The following is a 19,605-nucleotide window of genomic DNA, read 5'->3' on the forward strand; positions in this document are numbered from 1 at the left end:
CGGAATGTCTTCCCTGCTACGCGCTAGCCTGATCACCCTGGCCCTGCTGACCACCGCCGGGTGCACCAGCAAACCGGTACTCAACACCCAGCATGAGTTGCCGGCTACCAGCCAGGTCAGTGAAGAAAAGATGAAACAGGCCATCGTCGCCGCCCTGCAGAAACGCGAATGGACGGTGCAACGCCTGAGCCCGCAACTGGTGCAGGCCGAGATCACCGTGCGCGGCCAGTTCTATGCCGCCATCGATATCCGCTACACCCGTAACAGCTACGCCATCACCTACCGCGACAGCCGCGACCTGGGCTACAAGGACGGCAAGATCCATCGCAACTACAACCGTTGGATAAGCATGCTGGATAGGGACATCCTGGCAGGGTTGCGCTCGACCGGGATGCAGTAAGGCCAGAAACGACAAAGGGCGCCTTTAGGCGCCCTCTTCACAAACAGGTTGGCTTGTCATCGCCGCTTCCTGCCTGGCTCTGCGGTGGCTGGTTGCCCAGGACCCTCAGAGTCTCACAAGCCCCTTTTCGGGAACTCGGCCAGTATGCCTGAAAGCAGGTTACCTGCAATCGGTGGCAAAACGCCGTCCATCTATATCCCACTTTATCGCAACCCAAGCGCACTGCGCACCGCCGCTTTTATCGCCAAAAATTGGTCATTGGTGAGTTCGGCTATTTTGTAAGTTCGTTTGCCATGACGATCTTTACTTTTGATTCGGTCCAGTCGACCCAAGCTGACTGTCGCGACGATGTCGCATTTAGCCCAGCAGACCGGGCTCGCTCCCTGAAGGTGGCTATCAAGCCGCAAATGGTGTTCCAACACCTGCTGTGGAGCGGTAGTACTCAGAGGTACCACCGTTACGAGCAGCTTATTCGTCCGGTGTTTGCGTATCACAATAACAGGTCGAATCTTGATGATTTCCGGAACCTCATAGCCACGAAAATCACAAATCAACACGCTGCCCTCCTTGGGCTGATAGAGAAGTGCCATCCATATCCACTCGCCTGAAAAAGAATGATTTTGCGCAAGTTTCTGGCGAATAACTAAGCCGGTTGCGTTACCTGGTATGTGACCCCGCCTACACCAATACCTGACGCGTCAACAACTCCACAAACCCCTTCGCCATCGGCGTTTGCACGCCCTTGCGCTGCACCAGCCACACCGCCGTCATCGCCTCCGGGTCGAGCAGTGTGCGGTAGACCACGCCATCAATGCGGATACGCTGGTAAGACGCCGGCAACACCGACACGCCCAACCCCGCCGCCACCAGGCCGATGATGGTCATCGCCTCCCCCGCTTCCTGGGCAAAATGCGGGCTGAACCCGGCGTCGCGGGCCAGGTTGAGCAGTTGGGCATACAGGCCGCTGCCGTAGGTGCGTGGGAAAAACACAAAGGGCTCCTGCGCCAATTGCGCCAGGTGCAAGCCGCGCTCGCTGCCTTCCACCAAGGGATGGCCAGCATTCAAGACCGCGACCAGGGGCTCGCGCATCAACTCGACCACGCTCAGCGAATCGGGCAATGGCAAAGGCCGCATCAGCCCGACCTGAATCGACTCATCCACCAATGACTCGGCCACCTCCGTGCTGCTCATCTCCTGCAGATTGAGGTGCACCGCCGGGAAAGCCTGGCGAAACGCGAAGATCGCCTGGGGAATGCTGGAGTTGAACGGTGCGGAAGACGTGAAGCCGATCTTCAACTCCCCGAGCTCTCCCAATTGCGCCCGCCGCGCCACGTCTGCCGCCTTGTCGACCTGGGCCAACACCAGCCGCGCCTCTTGCAGGAACAGGCGCCCGGCCTCGCTCAGCTCGACCCGACGATTGGTACGCTCAAATAACCGCGCGCCCACCTCTTGTTCCAGCGCCTGGATCTGCTGGCTCAGGGGCGGTTGCGAGATACCCAGCACCTGCGCGGCGCGGCCAAAGTGCAGTTCTTCAGCGACGGCGATGAAGTACCGCAGGTGACGTAATTCCATGCACACCTCATTAGGTCGTAGAACCTATCAAACAGGTCGAACAATATATTGGAAAGAATCATTAGCCAGCTATATTCTTTTTCGTATTGTCAGTCCTGGCAGACTTTCCTCCCCGAGGTCCCCCGTGAATCCTGCTGTTGCTCCACTTGCCCAATACACCCCGCCCTCAGCCCTCGATGAGGTGGTGGCGCAGCTTAATGACGAGTACATCGAAAAAGGCACGCCGATGTTCATGCGCACGGTGTTGGCGCTATTTTCCGGCGGGTTTGCCACCTTTGCCCTGTTGTATTGCGTACAACCGATGATGCCGGCGCTGTCCCATGAATTTTCCATCAATGCGGCGCAAAGCAGCCTGATTCTTTCGGTCGCAACCGCGATGCTTGCCTGCGGCCTGCTAATCACCGGGCCGATTTCCGACCGGCTGGGGCGCAAGCCGGTGATGGTCGCCGCGTTGTTCTGTGCGGCGCTGGCCACCATCGCCAGCGGTCTGATGCCGACCTGGGAGGGGATTCTGCTGATGCGGGCGCTGGTGGGCCTGTCCCTGAGCGGCCTGGCTGCCGTGGCGATGACCTACCTCAGCGAAGAGATCCACCCGCAGCACATCGGCCTGGCCATGGGCCTGTACATCGGCGGCAATGCGATTGGCGGCATGAGCGGCCGACTGATCATCGGCGTATTGATCGACTTCGTCAGCTGGCACACCGCAATGCTGATCATCGGCGCCCTGGCCCTGATCGCGGCCACGGTGTTCTGGAAGATCCTCCCACCATCGCGCAACTTCCGCGCCAGCAGCCTCAAGCCGCGCAGCCTGGTGGATGGCTTCGTCATGCATTTCAAGGATGCGGGCCTACCGTGGCTGTTCCTCGAAGCCTTCCTGTTGATGGGCGCGTTCGTAACGATGTTCAACTACATCGGTTATCGCCTGCTGGCCTCACCCTATGAACTGAGCCAGGCCGTAGTGGGCCTGCTGTCGCTGGTGTACCTCTCGGGCATCTACAGTTCGGCCAAGATCGGCTCTCTGGCCGACCGCCTTGGCCGCCGCCGCGTGCTGTGGGGCACCATCGTGTTGATGCTTTCGGGGATGTTACTGACGCTGTTCACGCCGTTGTGGCTGGTGGTGCCGGGCATGCTGGTGTTCACCTTCGGCTTCTTCGGCGCCCACTCGGTGGCCAGCAGCTGGATCGGCCGCCGTGCGGTGAAAGCCAAGGGGCAGGCGTCGTCGCTTTACCTGTTCTGCTATTACGTGGGATCGAGTATTGCCGGGACGGCGGGCGGGTTCTTCTGGCACTTTGCCGGATGGAACGGGATTGGCGGGTTTATCGTGGCGCTGCTGATTGGCGCGCTGCTGGTGGCGTTGAAGCTGGCGAAGTTGCCGCCGCTGGGACGCACAGCAGCTTGAGGCACTGTTTAACGAGAAAACCGCTTCACAGCGGTTTTTTCGCAATGGGCTTTCGCTTCATTCCAGTGCCGATCGAATCATGAAGTGCCATGGCACGTCCTCCATCCCACTCCGCCTGCATTGCCGAAAACAGCTCGATATCGATACGCGCTTGATGGGCAACGAGCGCCTCGGACATTGCCTCGGCGATTCGCTCAATGATCACCCAAGGCTTCTCCACCCCACAATGCTTACGACCAAACTCCATCAGTTGCTGACGGTCCGGATAGGTTTTGACCTTGTTCATTTTTATCGCCAAGGTGCGATCAACCAATGAACGACCGGACTTGGGATTGTAGTTCTCATACACAGTAGTGGTGGTGACATCGAAGACAGGCGCTAATTGCACTGTTTCTCGGGCTCCAGGATGGGTGTAGATCACACCGAAGTTTTTCAGGTGCGCGTCACCATTACGCACCATGACCGACAAGCAAACCGAAGAAAAGAACCGCTCAAGCTCGCGTAACGGATCACCCTGCGCACAGACGTGATTGATCACCGCAGCGAGAGTCTCGTAGCTCTGCGAGTACTTGTAATTGTCGTGGGGATCTTTGTTGAGTCCCAACAGAACGGCCATGTCCTCAAAGCCCAGCCGCCCGGTCGAGTTCAAATCGAAGCGCTCCATCACAAACAGGTCACCCCCTCCGGACAACCAGAAAGGTGGTGTTTCCATGCCTGCTATGCGCGCAGCCTCCATACAGAGGAACTCGTTCTGTGCCAGGTGAACGTATTCATCGGCACCCGACTTCACGATCAGGTCAGAACTGAGCATGGTTTTGCGACTGCCAGTCAGCTTGTCCAGGTCAGGCACCAGTACCTTGGGTTGCACGCCGGAAATACCCGACTCGAAATACGTCTCCACAAGAAACTCGAATACACCCTGGGAGGTATCGGCTGACAGTATTTGCTGGAGGCCCACCTGAGCCTTCACGGGTACTGATGCCTCGACAGGGTTCTGGTAGGTAAGCCGCCCAATCTGGTTACCGCCGATCACCGATAACAGGCGCATCTCGTCTATCTGCATGTGCTTGGCCATCCGTCGTTTGATCTGATCGGCCAGAAAACCTTCCGGTACGTTCATATCGAAAATCGGATGCAGTACGTTACTGACCGCAGGTGTCGGGTCGTAGGGCATGACCAGGGATACCTCGCATCCGGCATCAGCAGATGAATAAGAAAACGAGAATTGCGAGCCTTTAGACAAATCGCCTGCATGCCCCTGGGGTGTCACAACATTGAGCAACTTGATTCTACTCATCGTGCTCCACCAGATCGGCCAAGGATTTGAGATCGATGCGTTTATCCACGACTTCCAGGGCCATACCCAGTGCAGAAATCACCCGGAACACCGTGTACATCGCGACATTTTCACCCGCTTCCAGATCAATGATGGTCTTGCGGTTGCACTTGGCCCGGTCCGCCAGTTGCGCCTGGCTAAAGCCCCTGGCCCGACGCAGTTGTCGTATCCTTTCGCCCAGATCAGGTGGAGTGGTCAGCAACATAATGTCACCTATAACGGACTTATAAGCATAGGAAGCTCATTATGTCCGCAATGACGGACACTACAAGCACCATACGTCTGCTGACCACAAACAAGAACGCCCGGCCTAGGCCGGGCGTTCTTTATCAGGCAACCGTCACTCGTGGTACTGCGCCGACAGTTCATGCACCGCACGCAGGAATGCACCCGCATGTTCCGGATTCACTTCCGGCGTGATGCCATGGCCGAGGTTGAACACATGGCCGGTGCCCTTGCCATAGCTGGCCAGGATGCGCCCGACTTCCGTGCGGATCGCTTCCGGCTTGGCGTACAGCACAGTGGGGTCCATGTTGCCTTGCAGCGCAACCTGGTTGCCAACGCGACGGCGGGCTTCGCCGATATCGCAGGTCCAGTCCAGGCCCAATGCATCGGCGCCAGCATCGGCGATGCTTTCCAGCCACAGGCCGCCGCCCTTGGTGAACAGGATGACCGGAACCTTGCGACCTTCATGTTCGCGGATCAGCCCGCTGACGATCTTGCGCATGTAGGCCAGGGAGAACTCCTGGTACGCCGCCGCCGACAGGTTGCCACCCCAGGTATCGAAGATCTGCACCGCTTGAGCGCCGGCCATGATCTGGCCGTTGAGGTAAGAGGTGACCGACTGCGCCAGCTTGTCCAGCAGCAGGTGCATGGCTTGCGGGTTGTCGTAGAGCATGGCCTTGGTCTTGCGGAAGTCTTTCGACGAGCCGCCTTCGACCATGTAGGTGGCCAGGGTCCAGGGGCTACCGGAGAAGCCGATCAGCGGCACGCGGCCGTTCAGCTCGCGGCGGATGGTGCTGACCGCGTCCATCACATAGCCGAGGTCTTTGTGCGGATCAGGAATCGGCAGGGCTTCGATATCGGCCAGGGTGCTGACGACCTTCCTGAAACGCGGGCCTTCGCCGGTCTCAAAGTACAGGCCCTGGCCCATGGCGTCGGGAATGGTAAGGATGTCGGAAAAGAGGATGGCCGCGTCCAGTTGTGGGTAGCGGTCCAGCGGCTGCATCGTGACTTCGCAGGCGAACGCAGGATTCATGCACAGGCTCATGAAGTCGCCGGCGTGGGCGCGACTGGCGCGGTATTCCGGCAGGTAGCGACCGGCTTGACGCATCATCCACACGGGGGTGACGTCTACAGGTTGCTTGAGCAGGGCACGAAGGAAACGGTCGTTCTTGAGGGCAGTCATGTCGGCATCCGCAAAAAAAGTGCGGGCATTTTCTCAGAGCGCGACGCAAAAGGCACGGAATGCGCCGTGCCTTTTGTCTATCGGGTCAATTTGTCGCGGTAGCTTGAACGCAGCGCAAAACAAATGTGGGACGGGGCAAGCCCCCTCCCACAGTTTGATCCCATTTCAATTCAGGATCGGGGTCAGACTTGCAGGTAGTCCAGGATGCCTTCGGCGGCGTTGCGGCCTTCGAAAATCGCTGTCACTACCAAGTCAGACCCGCGCACCATATCGCCACCGGCGAAGATTTTCGGGTTGCTGGTCTGGTGCTTGTACTGGCCTTGCTCCGGGGCGACCACGCGGCCCTGGCTGTCGGTCTGGATCTCGAACTGCTCGAACCACGACGCCGGGCTTGGCCGGAAGCCGAAAGCGATGACCACGGCATCGGCCGGGATGATCTCCTCGGAACCCGGTATCGGCTCGGGGCTGCGGCGGCCACGGGCATCCGGTTCGCCCAGACGGGTCTCGACCACCTTCACGCCTTCGACACGGTCTTCACCGACGATTGCAATCGGCTGGCGGTTGTAGAGGAATTTCACGCCTTCTTCCTTGGCGTTCTTCACCTCTTTGCGCGAGCCGGGCATGTTGGCTTCGTCGCGACGATACGCACAGGTGACCGACTTGGCGCCCTGGCGGATCGAGGTACGGTTGCAGTCCATCGCGGTGTCGCCACCGCCCAGCACCACGACCTTCTTGCCTTTCATGTCGACGAAATCTTCCGGCGACTTTTCAAAGCCCAGGTTGCGGTTGACGTTGGCAATCAGGAAGTCGAGCGCGTCATACACGCCCGGCAAGTCTTCACCGGCAAAGCCGCCCTTCATGTAGGTGTAGGTGCCCATCCCCATGAACACCGCATCGTATTCGGCGAGCAGTTGCTCCATGGTGATGTCCTTGCCGATTTCGGTATTGAGGCGGAACTCGATACCCATGCCGGTGAAGACTTCACGACGGTGACTCAGTACGGTTTTTTCCAACTTGAACTCGGGGATGCCGAAGGTCAGCAAACCGCCGATTTCCGGGTTCTTGTCGAAGACCACCGGGGTCACGCCACCACGCACCAATACGTCGGCACAGCCCAGGCCCGCCGGGCCCGCGCCGATGATCGCAACGCGCTTGCCGGTCGGCTTGACCTTGGACATGTCCGGGCGCCAGCCCATGGCGAACGCGGTGTCGGTGATGTACTTCTCCACCGAACCGATCGTCACCGCGCCGAAGCCGTCGTTGAGGGTGCAGGCACCTTCACACAACCGATCCTGCGGGCACACCCGGCCGCAGACTTCCGGCAGGGTGTTGGTCTGGTGCGACAGCTCGGCGGCAGCGAGGATGTTGCCCTCGGCCACCAATTTGAGCCAATTGGGAATGAAGTTGTGCACCGGGCACTTCCATTCGCAATACGGGTTACCGCACCCCAGGCAGCGGTGGGCCTGGTCGGCCGAGTGCTGGGGTTTGAAGGGCTCGTAGATCTCCACGAACTCTTTCTTGCGTTGACGCAACAGTTTCTTCTTCGGATCTTTGCGCCCGACATCGATGAACTGGAAGTCGTTATTCAGACGTTCAGCCATGTTAAAACCTCATCAAACTGTTCAGGCGCATATCACTGCGGGTTGGCACGGATGCTGGAGAGCAACGATTTCAGGTTGGCAGCCTTGGGCTTGACCAGCCAGAAACGACGCAGGTAATCATCGAGGTTCTCGGCGAGTTCCCGGCCCCATTCGCTGCCGGTTTCCTCGACATACTCGTCCAGCACGTGCTGCAAGTGGTTCCGGTAGGACTCCATGGCTTCACCGCTGATCCGCTGGATCTCGACCAACTCGTGGTTGACCTTGTCGACGAAGGTATTGTCCTGGTCGAGCACGTAGGCGAAACCGCCGGTCATGCCCGAACCGAAGTTGTAACCGGTCTTGCCCAGTACCGCGACAAAGCCGCCGGTCATGTACTCGCAGCAGTGATCGCCGGTGCCTTCCACCACGGTGTGGGCACCGGAGTTACGCACGGCGAAGCGCTCACCGGCAGTGCCGGCGGCGAACAACTTGCCTCCGGTGGCGCCGTACAAGCAGGTGTTGCCGATAATGGCACTGTCCTGGGTCTTGTAGACGCTGCCGGTCGGCGGAACGATGACCAGCTTGCCACCGGTCATGCCCTTGCCCACGTAGTCGTTGGCGTCGCCTTCCAGGTACATGTGCAGGCCGCCGGCGTTCCACACGCCGAAGCTCTGGCCGGCCGTGCCTTTGAAGCGGAAGGTGATCGGCGCTTTCGCCATGCCTTGGTTGCCGTGCTTGCGTGCGATTTCGCCGGAGATGCGTGCGCCGATGGAACGGTCGCAGTTGCAAATATCCAGGGCAAATTCGCCACCGCTGGCGTCATTGATCGAGGCGCTGGCCATCTCGACCATCTTCTCGGCCAACAGGCCTTTATCGAACGGCGGGTTGCGGTCCACTTGGCAGAATTGTGGCTTGTCTGCCGGGATGTGATCGCTGCCCAACAGCGGTGTCAGGTCCAGGTGTTGTTGCTTGGCGGTCTGGCCTTGGAGGATGTCCAGCAGATCGGTACGCCCGATCAGCTCTTCCAGCGAACGCACGCCCAGCTTGGCCAGCCACTCACGGGTTTCTTCGGCGACGTAGGTGAAGAAGTTCACCACCATGTCGACGGTGCCGATGTAGTGATCCTTGCGCAGTTTTTCGTTCTGAGTCGCCACACCAGTAGCGCAGTTGTTCAGGTGGCAGATGCGCAGGTATTTGCAGCCCAGGGCGATCATCGGCGCAGTACCGAAGCCAAAGCTTTCGGCGCCGAGGATCGCCGCCTTGATCACGTCGAGGCCGGTTTTCAGGCCGCCGTCGGTCTGTACCCGCACTTTGCCGCGCAGGTCGTTGCCGCGCAGGGTCTGGTGGGTTTCGGCCAGGCCGAGTTCCCATGGCGCGCCGGCGTACTTGATGGAGGTCAGCGGCGAAGCGCCGGTACCGCCATCGTAGCCGGAGATGGTGATCAGGTCGGCATAGGCCTTGGCCACGCCGGCGGCGATGGTGCCGACACCGGCTTCCGCCACCAGCTTCACCGAGACCAGGGCCTGGGGGTTGACTTGTTTCAAGTCGAAGATCAGCTGCGACAAGTCTTCGATTGAATAGATGTCGTGGTGCGGCGGTGGAGAGATCAGCGTCACGCCCGGCACCGCATAACGCAGCTTGGCGATCAGGCCGTTGACCTTGCCGCCTGGCAGCTGGCCGCCTTCACCAGGCTTGGCGCCCTGGGCCACCTTGATCTGCAGCACTTCGGCGTTGACCAGGTATTCGGGGGTAACGCCGAAACGACCAGTGGCGACCTGCTTGATCTTCGAGCTCTTGATGGTGCCGTAGCGCGCCGGGTCTTCGCCGCCTTCACCGGAGTTGGAACGCGCACCCAAGCGGTTCATGGCCTCGGCCAGGGCCTCGTGGGCCTCGGGCGACAACGCCCCCAGGGAAATACCGGCAGAGTCGAAACGCTTGAGGATCGATTCCAGCGGCTCGACTTCGCTGATGTCCATCGGCGTGTCCAAAGTCTTCACCTTGAACAGGTCGCGGATCATCGACACCGGGCGGTTATCCACCAGGCTCGTGTATTCCTTGAACTTGGCGTAGTCGCCCTGCTGCACGGCGGCTTGCAAAGTGCTGACCACGTCCGGGTTGTAGGCGTGGTATTCGCCACCGTGCACAAACTTGAGCAAGCCACCTTGCTGGATCGGCTTGCGCGCACTCCAGGCCTCCAACGCCAAGGCTTTCTGCTCGGCTTCGATGTCGACGAAACGTGCGCCCTTGATGCGGCTCGGCACGCCACGGAAGCTCAGCTCGCAGACTTCTTCGGACAGGCCGATAGCTTCGAACAACTGGGCACCACGGTACGAGGTGACAGTGGAGATGCCCATCTTCGACAGGATCTTCAACAGGCCCTTGGTGATGCCTTTACGGTAGTTCTTGAACACTTCATAGAGATCGCCCAGGACTTCACCGGTACGGATCAGGTCGCCGAGCACTTCGTACGCCAGGAACGGATACACCGCCGACGCGCCGAAACCGATCAGCACTGCAAAGTGATGCGGATCACGGGCGGTAGCGGTCTCAACGAGGATGTTGGAGTCGCAACGCAGGCCCTTTTCGGTCAGACGGTGGTGCACCGCGCCGGTGGCGAGCGAAGCGTGGATCGGCAGCTTGCCTGGCGCGATATGGCGGTCGGTCAGCACGATCTGGGTACGCCCGGCGCGCACGGCTTCTTCGGCCTGGTCGGCGACGTTACGCACCGCAGCTTCAAGACCGAGGCTCTCGTCGTAGTTCAGGTCGATGATCTGGCGGTCGAAACCTGGACGCTCCAGGGTCATCAGCGAGCGCCATTTGGCCGGGGAGATGACCGGCGAGCTGAGGATCACGCGGGAAGCGTGCTCAGGCGACTCCTGGAAGATATTGCGCTCGGCACCGAGGCACACTTCCAGGGACATCACGATGGCTTCGCGAAGCGGGTCGATCGGCGGGTTGGTGACCTGGGCGAACTGCTGGCGGAAATAGTCGTACGGGGTGCGCACGCGCTGGGACAGCACGGCCATCGGCGTATCGTCGCCCATGGAGCCGACGGCCTCGTAGCCTTGTTCGCCAAGCGGACGCAGCACCTGGTCGCGCTCTTCGAACGTGACCTGGTACATCTTCATGTACTGCTTGAGCTGGTCGATGTCGTAGAAAGCCGAACCGTGGTCGTTGTCTTCCATGGTCGCCTGGATGCGCAGGGCGTTCTTGCGCAGCCATTGCTTGTACGGGTGACGAGACTTCAAGCGGTTGTCGATGGCGTCGGTGTCGAGGATCTGCCCGGTCTCGGTGTCCACGGCCAGGATCTGGCCCGGGCCAACGCGGCCTTTGGCAATCACATCTTGCGGCTTGTAGTTCCACACGCCGATTTCCGACGCCAGGGTGATGAAGCCGTTGGTCGTGGTGACCCAACGCGCAGGGCGCAGACCGTTACGGTCGAGCAGGCACACCGCGTAGCGACCGTCGGTCATGACCACGCCGGCCGGGCCGTCCCAGGGTTCCATGTGCATCGAGTTGTATTCGTAGAACGCCCGCAGGTCCGGGTCCATAGTCTCGACGTTCTGCCACGCAGGCGGAATGATCATGCGCACGCCACGGAACAGGTCGATACCACCGGTGACCATCAGTTCGAGCATGTTGTCCATGCTGGAGGAGTCGGAACCCACGCGGTTGACCAGCGGGCCGAGCTCTTCGAGGTCCATCAAATCGTTGGCGAACTTGGTGCGACGGGCCACGGCCCAGTTGCGGTTGCCGGTGATGGTGTTGATCTCGCCGTTGTGGGCGAGGAAGCGGAACGGCTGGGCCAACGGCCATTTCGGCAAGGTGTTGGTGGAGAAGCGCTGGTGGAACACGCAGATCGCGGTTTGCAGGCGCTCATCGCTCAGGTCCGGATAAAAGGCGGTGAGATCCGCCGGCATCATCAGGCCTTTGTAAATGATGGTCTTGTGGGAAAAGCTGCAGATGTAATGGTCAGTGTCGGCGGCGTTAAGCACCGACGAACGACGACGGGACGTGAACAGCTTGATCGCCATGTCCTGGTCGCTCAGGCCGTCGCCTGCGATGAACACTTGTTCGATCTGCGGCAGGCGCTCCAGGGCCAGGCGGCCGAGTACGCTGGTGTCGATTGGCACTTTGCGCCAGCCGACCAGTTGCAGGCCGGCAGCAACGATCTCGCGGTTCATGTTCTCGCGAGCGGCTTCGGCTTTTACCGGGTCCTGGTTGAAAAACACCATGCCCACGGCGTACTGCTTGGGCAGGTCGGCCGCAAAATGCTCTTTGGCGACAGCGCGCAGGAACTGGTCGGGCTTTTGAATCAGCAAGCCGCAACCGTCACCGGTCTTGCCGTCGGCGTTGATCCCACCGCGGTGGGTCATGCAGGTCAGGGCCTCGATGGCCGTTTGCAAAAGGGTATGACTGGGCTCGCCCTGCATGTGGGCTATCAGGCCGAAACCGCAGTTATCCTTGAATTCATCGGGTTGGTACAGACCTGCTTTCATAGACACTTTCTCACCAGGCTGCCTCTTATTTCGAGGCAAATTTCTTTTCAATTCAACCGGTTACCTTCCACGCCGAACGTACGCCGGCTTAGCGGGGGCAAAAGGGAGGTCATTGTACACACCGACACAGACGCTCACAAATTTAGCGACGAAATGTCGCAAATCTATGTCGCATTTATGAAAGGTTTAAAGCGATATGCTGTGCTAGTCAAAACTTTTTTAATTCTGACCGCTACGACTCAAAAGCTACTGTGGCGCAGACACCACAAAGCGCGCGGTCCTTGCGGGGGACTGCACGCCTTGCGATTGTTTTTTGAGGTGCCGGGAGGGCGGCCTGGGTAAGGCCGCCGGATCTTCAGCGAGTTGCTGCCAGTTCTTGTTGAACGCTGGCAACAGTGCGAGGCCAAGGTTTACCAGCCTGAACCTTCGCTGGCAAGGCCTTGATGGCAGAATCGGCTGCGGCGCGGCTTGGGAAGCTGCCGTAGGTGATCACGTAGAGAGGCTTGCCGTTGAGCACTTTCTTGAAATAACGGTACTGGCCGCCCTGCTCCTTGACGAACGCCTGGGCGTTGGCCTCGGAGCTGGTGCCGAGGATTTGCACCACGAAGTTGCCGGTAGGCTGGCTGCTGTACCAGCTGCTGCCAGCGGCGCCGGCCTTGGCCACGGTAGCGGCTGGTTTTTCAGCAGGCTTGGCCGCGGGTGCCGGTGCCGGCTTGGCAACTGGTGCTGCGGGCTTGGCTGTCGCGACCGTCGGCGCCGGGGTCGGCTTGGCAACTGGCGCAACCGGTGCGGCAGGCGCTACTGGGGTTGCTGGCGTGCCGGCCGGTACGCCCGCTGGTGGCGCGGTGGTGGTCACGGTCGGCGGCGTGGCACTGGAGCCTTCCACCGGCACACCGTCATCGCCTTCAGAAATGCCACCGGCTTCTTCGGCGAGCGGGCCACGCATTACAGGCTGACCAACCATCGGCAGGTTGGTCGGCTGGCCGGAGTTGGCGAACTCGACGTTTGGCGTGGGCTTACCCAGTGGCAACTGCGCCTGCTCAGTTGGCGCGCCGGTCGTTGTCGGTGCTTTATTGCGGCCCGGGATCAACCAGGCGGCGGCAACAGCGACCACGACAACGGCAGAAATAGCCAATACGTGCTTCTTAGGCATAGTGAACCCCATCTTTGGACGCTTGACCGCTGAGCGGCTGGCAATCATGGCTTCGATCATTGCATCGCGGGCAACCTGGTTGATGTTGCCAGGCCAGCCATCGGAGCTTTCGTGAATATCAGAGATCTGCGCAGCGGAGAAAAGTTCGATACCCGCCCCGGCGCCTTCAAGGCGTTGAGCCAGGTATTCGCGGGTTTCTTCCTCTTCGTAGGGCTGCAGCTCAATGACGTGGAACAGCTCCTGATCACCGCTGATCTGCTCCAGATCGGCGATCAACGACGACTCGCCAAACAGGAACACGTGGGGGCGACCTTCCGGCGTGCCCGCAGCCAGCGCCAGCAGCGCTTCGAGGGCAGATTCGTCAAGCTGCTCGGCGTCGTCCACCAGCAGATAGACTTCCTGGCCGGTCAGGCCCAGTTGCACCACCTGCTTGAGAATCGCGTTTGGCTCGGCATTGGCCACGTCCAGCGCCTGGGCCACCTGGCGCAGTACGCCTGCAGCATCGCCGGCGCCACGGGCCGAGACCACCACACTTTGCACCGATTGCTTGTTAGTGCTGGCGACCAGCGCCTGGCGCAGCAAGGTCTTGCCGCTGCCCAACGGGCCGGTGACCACCAGCAGCAGCTGGCTGTAGCGTGCCAGGTGGTGCAGTTGCCCCAGCACGGGCTTGCGCTGGGCCGGGAAGAATTTGAAGCCAGGCACCCGTGGAGCGAAAGGGTCATGGCTCAAGTGATAATGGCCGAGGAACGCCTCGTCGGCATGCAAACTAGTCATCGGGATCTTATTAACCTTTAAGCTGGGCCAGGGCGCGGTAATCCGCTCCCAGCGTGGCCTGTAAAATCTCTTTCGGATAATCGTCGGTCACCACTGCCTCGCCCATGTGGCGCAACAGCACCAGTCGCAGTCGACCGTCGATCACTTTCTTGTCTATTGCCATATGTTCGAGGAAATCGGCCTCGGTCATCTCCGTCGGCGGGATGACCGGCAAACCGGCGCGCTGGAACAGGCGAATGCCACGATCGCGCTCCTGGGCGCTGATCCAGCCCAGGCGCTGCGACATTTCCAATGCCATCACAGTGCCAGCCGCTACGGCTTCCCCATGCAACCACACACCATAGCCCATGTGCGTTTCGATCGCATGGCCGAAGGTATGCCCCAGGTTCAGGGTGGCGCGTACGCCAGACTCCCGTTCGTCGGCATTCACCACCAGCGCCTTGGCGGCGCAGGAGCGGGAAATCGCTTCGGTCAGGGCCACCTGGTCGAGCGCGCGCAGGGCATCTACGTGTTCTTCGAGCCAGGTCAGGAAGGGCTCGTCGCAGATCAGCCCGTACTTGATGACTTCCGCCAGGCCCGCCGACAGCTCCCGCGGCGGCAAGGTGTTGAGGGTGGTGGTATCGATCAGCACCGCTTGGGGCTGGTAGAACGCACCGACCATGTTCTTGCCCAGCGGATGGTTGATACCGGTCTTGCCGCCCACCGACGAATCGACCTGGGACAACAGGGTGGTCGGCACCTGGATAAAGTCCACGCCGCGCTGGTAGCAGGCCGCGGCAAAACCGGCCATGTCGCCGATCACACCGCCGCCCAGGGCGACCACGGTGGTTCGACGGTCATGACGCGCAGTCAGCAGGCCATCAAAGATCAGTTGCAGGGTTTCCCAGTTCTTGTGGGCTTCGCCGTCTGGCAACACCACAGAGATCACCGAATACGCCGCAAGGCTGCGGCTCAGACGCTCAAGATACAGCGGTGCGACCGTTTCGTTGGAGATGATCGCCACCTGCCGACCGGCAATATGCGGCGCAAGCAGCTCGGGCTGGTCCAACAGGCCTTCGCCAATGTGGATCGGGTAGCTGCGCTCGCCTAGATCGACCTTAAGTGTCTGCATGTGTCCCCGCGTTGAAGATATATTGACGACCGGCAACGCCGTGATCCGACACCGCCTGATAGCTCTACGCCACACCTCGCAAGTCATGGCGCGCCGCCGAGAATAGCGCATTTCGGGCCAGGCTTTAACGGGGCGGCAACCTTTGCAAGCGCTCTAGAATGTCGAGCACCACCATCCGCGGCGGCCGTTCATCGGTTTCCACCACCAGATCGGCGATTTCCCGATATAGCGGATCGCGTAGCGCCAGCAGGTCCCGCAAGGTTTTCGCCGGGTCGGCCGTGCGCAGCAAAGGGCGATTGCGATCGCGGGCGGTGCGGCCCACCTGCTGTTCGACCGACGCGTGCAAATACACCACCCGACCACCGGTATGCAGCGCCCGACGATTTTCATCGCGCATCACTGCGCCACCGCCGGTCGCCAACACCACGCCATCGCAACCGCACAGTTCGGCAATCATCGCCTGCTCGCGGTCGCGAAAGCCCAGCTCGCCTTCCTTATCGAAGATCCATGGGATATTGGCACCCGTGCGCAATTCAATTTCCTTATCGGAGTCTTTGAATGGCAGGCGCAGCTCTTTGGCCAGCAAACGGCCGATGGTGCTCTTTCCAGCACCCATCGGTCCTACAAGAATCAAATTTCGCACAGAATCAACGACTCACAGCAATCGCCTGGTTATTCATAATACGCGGAGTCAGGAATACCAGCAGCTCAGATTTTTTCTCCGACAGCACATTGCGCCGGAAAAGGCGGCCAAGATACGGTACATCGCCCAAAAATGGCACTTTATCTACCACTTTGCTTTGGGTATTAGAGAAAACCCCGCCGATGACAATGGTCTCGCCATCCCGGACCAGCACCTTGGCGTTGACTTCGTTTTTCTTGATCGGCGGCACGTCGTTGAGCCGGTTCAAATAGTCAGGCTCGTCCTTGGTAACCTTGACCGCCATGAACACGTGGTTATCGGGGGTGATTTGCGGCGTAACCTCCAGTGAAAGGGACGCTTCCTTGAACGACACCGAGGTAGCGCCCTGGGAGGTGGACTCCTGGTAGGGAATCTCGGTGCCCTTGAGGATGCGTGCGGTCTCTTTATCGGACGTGACCACCTTGGGCTGCGAAACGATTTCGCCGTTGCCGCTTTTCTCCATCGCCGTCAGTTCAAGATCCAGCAATAGGTTGTCGGTGATGTAGGCGATACCCAGCCCCGACGTGCCGGTCAGCGAACCCAGATCGACGAAGGGTGAGCTGGGCGGGCTTTGCGGAGGCTCGGCGCCGTCCGCCACGGGCTTGGAAATACCCCCGGCGCCCCAGTTGCCGCGGCTGAGCCGCCCACCCCAGCGCACGCCCAGGCTTTTGTCGTAGTCGACATTAGCCTCGACGATTCGCGCCTCGATCATCACCTGACGTACCGGGATATCCAACTGCGCCACGATGCGCCGCAGCTCTTCCAGCCGTTCGCCGGTCTGGTAGGCGATGATGTTGTTGGTGCGGTCATCCACCGCCACCGAGCCGCGCTCATCCGTGGCACCTTCAAAGCCGGTCATCGACTGGAACAGCTTGGCCAGGTCCGCAGCCTTGGCGTAATTGACCTGCAATAATTCCCGACGCAAGGGTGCCAGCTCGGCCATCTGCTTGCGCGACTCCAGCACCAGCAGTTCGCGAGCGGCCAATTCATCGGTGGGCGCCACCAGCAACACGCCGGCCTTCACCCGCTTGTCCAGGCCCTTGGTTTGCAGCACCAGGTCCAGCGCCTGATCCCAGGGCACGTCCTTGAGCCGCAGGGTGATCGAGCCCTGCACCTCGTCGCTGGTCACCAGGTTGAGCCCGGCGACATCGGCGATTTGCTGCAATACCGCGCGCAGGTCGATGTCCTGGAAATTGAGGGTCAGTTTTTTGCCCGTATAGCTGACCGGCAAGGCACTGTCAGGCGGCGGCAGGTGGATCAGGTCCGGGCGATTGGGCACAGCGGCAGCCATCGGTGCCGTGAACGCTATCCATAGCGCCACACCGAAGGACGAGAAAGTCCTTTTCATTGTTAGATTCCGTTATGAATTGACGTTCAGCATCAGGGTTCGCGGGCGCTCCAGCCATGCGCCCTGTTCATCGGGGAACAGCTCGACCAGTTCGACATACCCGTCTTGAATGGCCGTGACCTGGCCATGGTCCGGCCCAAGGTAATCACCGACCGCCAGCCGGTGCACCCGTGACCCCACCCGCAGCAAGGCGAAAGCCTGCATGTCATTGGATAGTGTGCCGACCATTTCGAACTGATCGATGGTCATGCCCTCCAGCATCCCCCGTGGCCGGGTGAGATCCGGCGAAAGCGCCGGCCGACCGGGCGCGCGGGCGATCTGCAAGGTGGGCGACTGGAACGGATCGCGCAGGGCCGTAGGGTCGTAGACAAATCGCGGGCCTGACTCAAGCGCCTGGCGGACCTTGCCGCTTGGCGTGGTGCCCCGATAGGTCTTGGCCAACATTTCCAGACGCAGCAAGGCACCCTCAGGCCGAAGCGTGACATCCTGCACGGTGACGACCCGCTGCAGCCCACCCAAGGCACTGACGAACGCCGCCAGGTCGTGGTAGGCCCCAGTGGCGCCCACCTGCATAGGTTGCCCGGTGTAGAGTTGACGGGGCTCTTCTTCGAGCACCGTGATGCCCTCCACCCATATACCGTTGGCAACCGCCAACCGGGCCACGTCTTCGAGCAAGGCAGGCACTTCGGACTCTGCGGGCAACTGCCGCAGAAGGCCTGCGAGCTTATTCTCCATCGCGCGCAACCGCTCAGTGCGCACTTCAAGAGTGGCGGCCAATCCGGTTTTTTCTGCAAGCTGCTGTTGAAGCACATGCCCTCGCGCCTCGACCCCCTGCAACCGCTCCCGCGACGGGCCCAGGTACACAACCTCTCCCACCAGCAACACCAGGACGGCCAGCGCACAGCCGAGCAGGACCCGGCAGGGCAAGGGCCATTTGGCAGCGTTGTGGGAAAGCGTGAAAACGTCGAGCCTGGACAGGCTCATGGTTGCGCCTCGACAGTTTCCCCCTGGCGAACCATCAGCTGGAATTCACTTTCGCCGCGTTCACCTTCGGCCTGCACGCGCTCCAGACGAGTCGCATGAGCCCCTTGCGTGGCCTCGAGCCGACGCATCAACTGGGCGATATCCTGGTGGCTTTCAGCACTGCCGCGGATGCTGATGGTATCGCCATTCGCCACCACCTCATGCAGATGTACGCCCTCGGGCACTGCGCGAGCCAACTCATCGAACAGCCGGGCACCGGAAGAACGGGCGTCGTGCAGATCCTGAACAACCTTCATGCGTTCGGCCAATTGCTGGCTGCGCTCCTGCAGGTCGTCGATGGTCCTGATCCGTGAATCCTGTACGCCAATGTCCTCACCCAAGCGATTGTTTCGACTTACCTGCCGATCTATCGCTTGGTCGATCACCTGGCCAGCCAACCAGACTGCAGCCAGTGCCAGGCAGGCAAACACCAGCAACAGCACCAGGAAATACCTGCGCCTGCGTTCCGCCAGCGCCTGGCGCCAAGGCAAAAGATTGATTCGTATCATCCAGCGAAACTCCTCAGGGCCAACCCGCAAGCCACTCCCATCCCTTGGGCATCCACGGCCCATTGTGCGCCATCGACTCGATGACCCGGCGCGAAGCTGGCAAAATCCTGACGGCAAGCGCGCTCCAATGCAAACTCTTCCACATCTACCACCCGCGGCACCAGCCCCGCCTGGGACAAAACCGTTTCACGCGCCTCGACCTGCTCGCGCAGGCACGCCGCCAACATCACTTGGACCCATTGTGGCCCCTGGGCCGACGGGCCCCAGACCTGAAAGTCGATGGCCACCTCATCCAATGGATAAGGAATGAACTGATCGGCTTCCATCTGAATCGTCCAGGCCATTTCCTCATCGCTGAGCCCTGCGTCCATTTCGATCAACCGCGTGATCACCGAAGGCCCCCCCACCGCCACGGCTGCATGCCGGGCCGAGGGACGCAAGCGCGATAATGCCTGCAGCAATGCCCGCCCCGCGCCTTCGAGGTCCAACAGGGTACCATCGACCACCGCATGGGCCGCCAGCGCCTGGGTCACGTAGCCCTGGACGCTGAAAACGCCCGCTGAACGGCCCAGCTCTACCAGCTTGATACTGCTGTCATTGATATCGACGCCCAGGACGGTGTCGACTTTTCGCCTGAAAATTCCCTTTCCCATAAAACTCCCCAAAACTTTCCCTGTCATACCGGCTGTCGTATCGTCTGATTGCTGCCAGGCACCTTGCATCCGGTCGGCTTGCTCAAGGCACGCGAATGACGCCCCAAGCTGAAAAATGCTTTAATGCCCAGCGTTTTTTCCCGCTTTTATCTGCTGCC

Annotated in this window: 16 protein-coding genes; 2 read left to right on the forward strand and 14 right to left on the reverse strand. The window is 60.5% G+C overall.

The window, feature by feature from the left end; translation table 11 throughout:
• Nucleotides 1-4 precede the first annotated feature (4 nt).
• On the forward strand, nt 5-400 hold the full coding sequence (locus tag ASD70_RS18885; protein WP_056847150.1) for a hypothetical protein: 396 nt from the start codon (nt 5-7) through the stop codon (nt 398-400).
• Between the two features lie 203 nt (nt 401-603).
• Here the strand turns inward: ASD70_RS18885 and ASD70_RS18890 are convergent, their stop codons facing one another.
• Together ASD70_RS18890 and ASD70_RS18895 are read right to left on the reverse strand one after the other, a co-directional pair.
• Nucleotides 604-990 carry a type II toxin-antitoxin system PemK/MazF family toxin gene (locus ASD70_RS18890; RefSeq protein ID WP_032878300.1) on the reverse strand — a complete coding sequence of 129 codons (387 nt, stop codon included), beginning with the start codon at nt 988-990 and terminating at the stop codon, nt 604-606.
• Between the two features lie 88 nt (nt 991-1,078).
• Nucleotides 1,079-1,972, reverse strand: a complete 894-nt coding sequence (locus tag ASD70_RS18895; protein ID WP_046070567.1) for a LysR family transcriptional regulator — start codon at nt 1,970-1,972, stop codon at nt 1,079-1,081.
• 124 nt (nt 1,973-2,096) lie between these two features.
• Between ASD70_RS18895 and ASD70_RS18900 the strand changes: the two genes are divergently transcribed.
• Nucleotides 2,097-3,371 carry an MFS transporter gene (locus tag ASD70_RS18900; RefSeq protein WP_156382930.1) on the forward strand — a complete coding sequence of 425 codons (1,275 nt, stop codon included), beginning with the start codon at nt 2,097-2,099 and terminating at the stop codon, nt 3,369-3,371.
• A gap of 25 nt (nt 3,372-3,396) precedes the next feature.
• On the opposite strand, the gene ASD70_RS18905 is transcribed toward ASD70_RS18900, so the two are convergent.
• The 12 genes from ASD70_RS18905 to pilM all read right to left on the reverse strand — a co-directional run bounded on the left by ASD70_RS18905 (nt 3,397) and on the right by pilM (nt 19,447).
• Entirely contained in the window at nt 3,397-4,668 is a 1,272-nt protein-coding gene (locus ASD70_RS18905; protein WP_046070566.1) for a type II toxin-antitoxin system HipA family toxin, read from the reverse strand.
• On the reverse strand, nt 4,661-4,912 hold the full coding sequence (locus ASD70_RS18910) for a helix-turn-helix transcriptional regulator (RefSeq protein ID WP_046070565.1): 252 nt from the start codon (nt 4,910-4,912) through the stop codon (nt 4,661-4,663). The genes ASD70_RS18905 and ASD70_RS18910 overlap by 8 nt, the downstream gene beginning before the upstream one ends.
• Before the next feature lie 135 nt (nt 4,913-5,047).
• Entirely contained in the window at nt 5,048-6,115 is a 1,068-nt protein-coding gene (hemE, locus tag ASD70_RS18915) for a uroporphyrinogen decarboxylase (RefSeq protein ID WP_046070564.1), read from the reverse strand.
• A 182-nt stretch (nt 6,116-6,297) separates the two neighbouring features.
• The gene (locus ASD70_RS18920; RefSeq protein ID WP_046070563.1) at nt 6,298-7,716 is read right to left on the reverse strand and encodes an FAD-dependent oxidoreductase; all 1,419 of its coding nucleotides are present in this window, start codon (nt 7,714-7,716) and stop codon (nt 6,298-6,300) included.
• Between the two features lie 32 nt (nt 7,717-7,748).
• Nucleotides 7,749-12,194, reverse strand: coding sequence for a glutamate synthase large subunit (gene gltB / locus ASD70_RS18925; RefSeq protein WP_056847151.1), 4,446 nt, complete (start codon nt 12,192-12,194; stop codon nt 7,749-7,751).
• A gap of 355 nt (nt 12,195-12,549) precedes the next feature.
• Complete coding sequence (locus ASD70_RS18930; protein WP_046070561.1) at nt 12,550-14,121, reverse strand: SPOR domain-containing protein; 1,572 nt, start codon at nt 14,119-14,121, stop codon at nt 12,550-12,552.
• A gap of 10 nt (nt 14,122-14,131) precedes the next feature.
• Entirely contained in the window at nt 14,132-15,232 is a 1,101-nt protein-coding gene (aroB, locus tag ASD70_RS18935) for a 3-dehydroquinate synthase (RefSeq protein ID WP_046070560.1), read from the reverse strand.
• 124 nt (nt 15,233-15,356) lie between these two features.
• Nucleotides 15,357-15,875: a shikimate kinase AroK gene (gene aroK / locus ASD70_RS18940; RefSeq protein ID WP_046070559.1), complete on the reverse strand. Its 519-nt coding sequence runs from the start codon at nt 15,873-15,875 to the stop codon at nt 15,357-15,359.
• Between the two features lie 4 nt (nt 15,876-15,879).
• The gene (locus tag ASD70_RS18945) at nt 15,880-17,205 is read right to left on the reverse strand and encodes a type IV pilus secretin PilQ (protein WP_056847152.1); all 1,326 of its coding nucleotides are present in this window, start codon (nt 17,203-17,205) and stop codon (nt 15,880-15,882) included.
• A gap of 69 nt (nt 17,206-17,274) precedes the next feature.
• Nucleotides 17,275-18,246: a pilus assembly protein PilP gene (locus tag ASD70_RS18950; protein ID WP_056847153.1), complete on the reverse strand. Its 972-nt coding sequence runs from the start codon at nt 18,244-18,246 to the stop codon at nt 17,275-17,277.
• Nucleotides 18,243-18,794: a PilN domain-containing protein gene (locus ASD70_RS18955; protein ID WP_046070556.1), complete on the reverse strand. Its 552-nt coding sequence runs from the start codon at nt 18,792-18,794 to the stop codon at nt 18,243-18,245. Before ASD70_RS18955 ends, ASD70_RS18950 begins: the two co-directional genes overlap by 4 nt.
• Complete coding sequence (pilM, locus tag ASD70_RS18960; RefSeq protein ID WP_046072635.1) at nt 18,791-19,447, reverse strand: type IV pilus assembly protein PilM; 657 nt, start codon at nt 19,445-19,447, stop codon at nt 18,791-18,793. Before pilM ends, ASD70_RS18955 begins: the two co-directional genes overlap by 4 nt.
• Between the last annotated feature and the right edge of the window lie 158 nt (nt 19,448-19,605).

The organism is Pseudomonas sp. Root569, from assembly GCF_001427465.1.
GTDB lineage: Bacteria > Pseudomonadota > Gammaproteobacteria > Pseudomonadales > Pseudomonadaceae > Aquipseudomonas > Aquipseudomonas synxantha.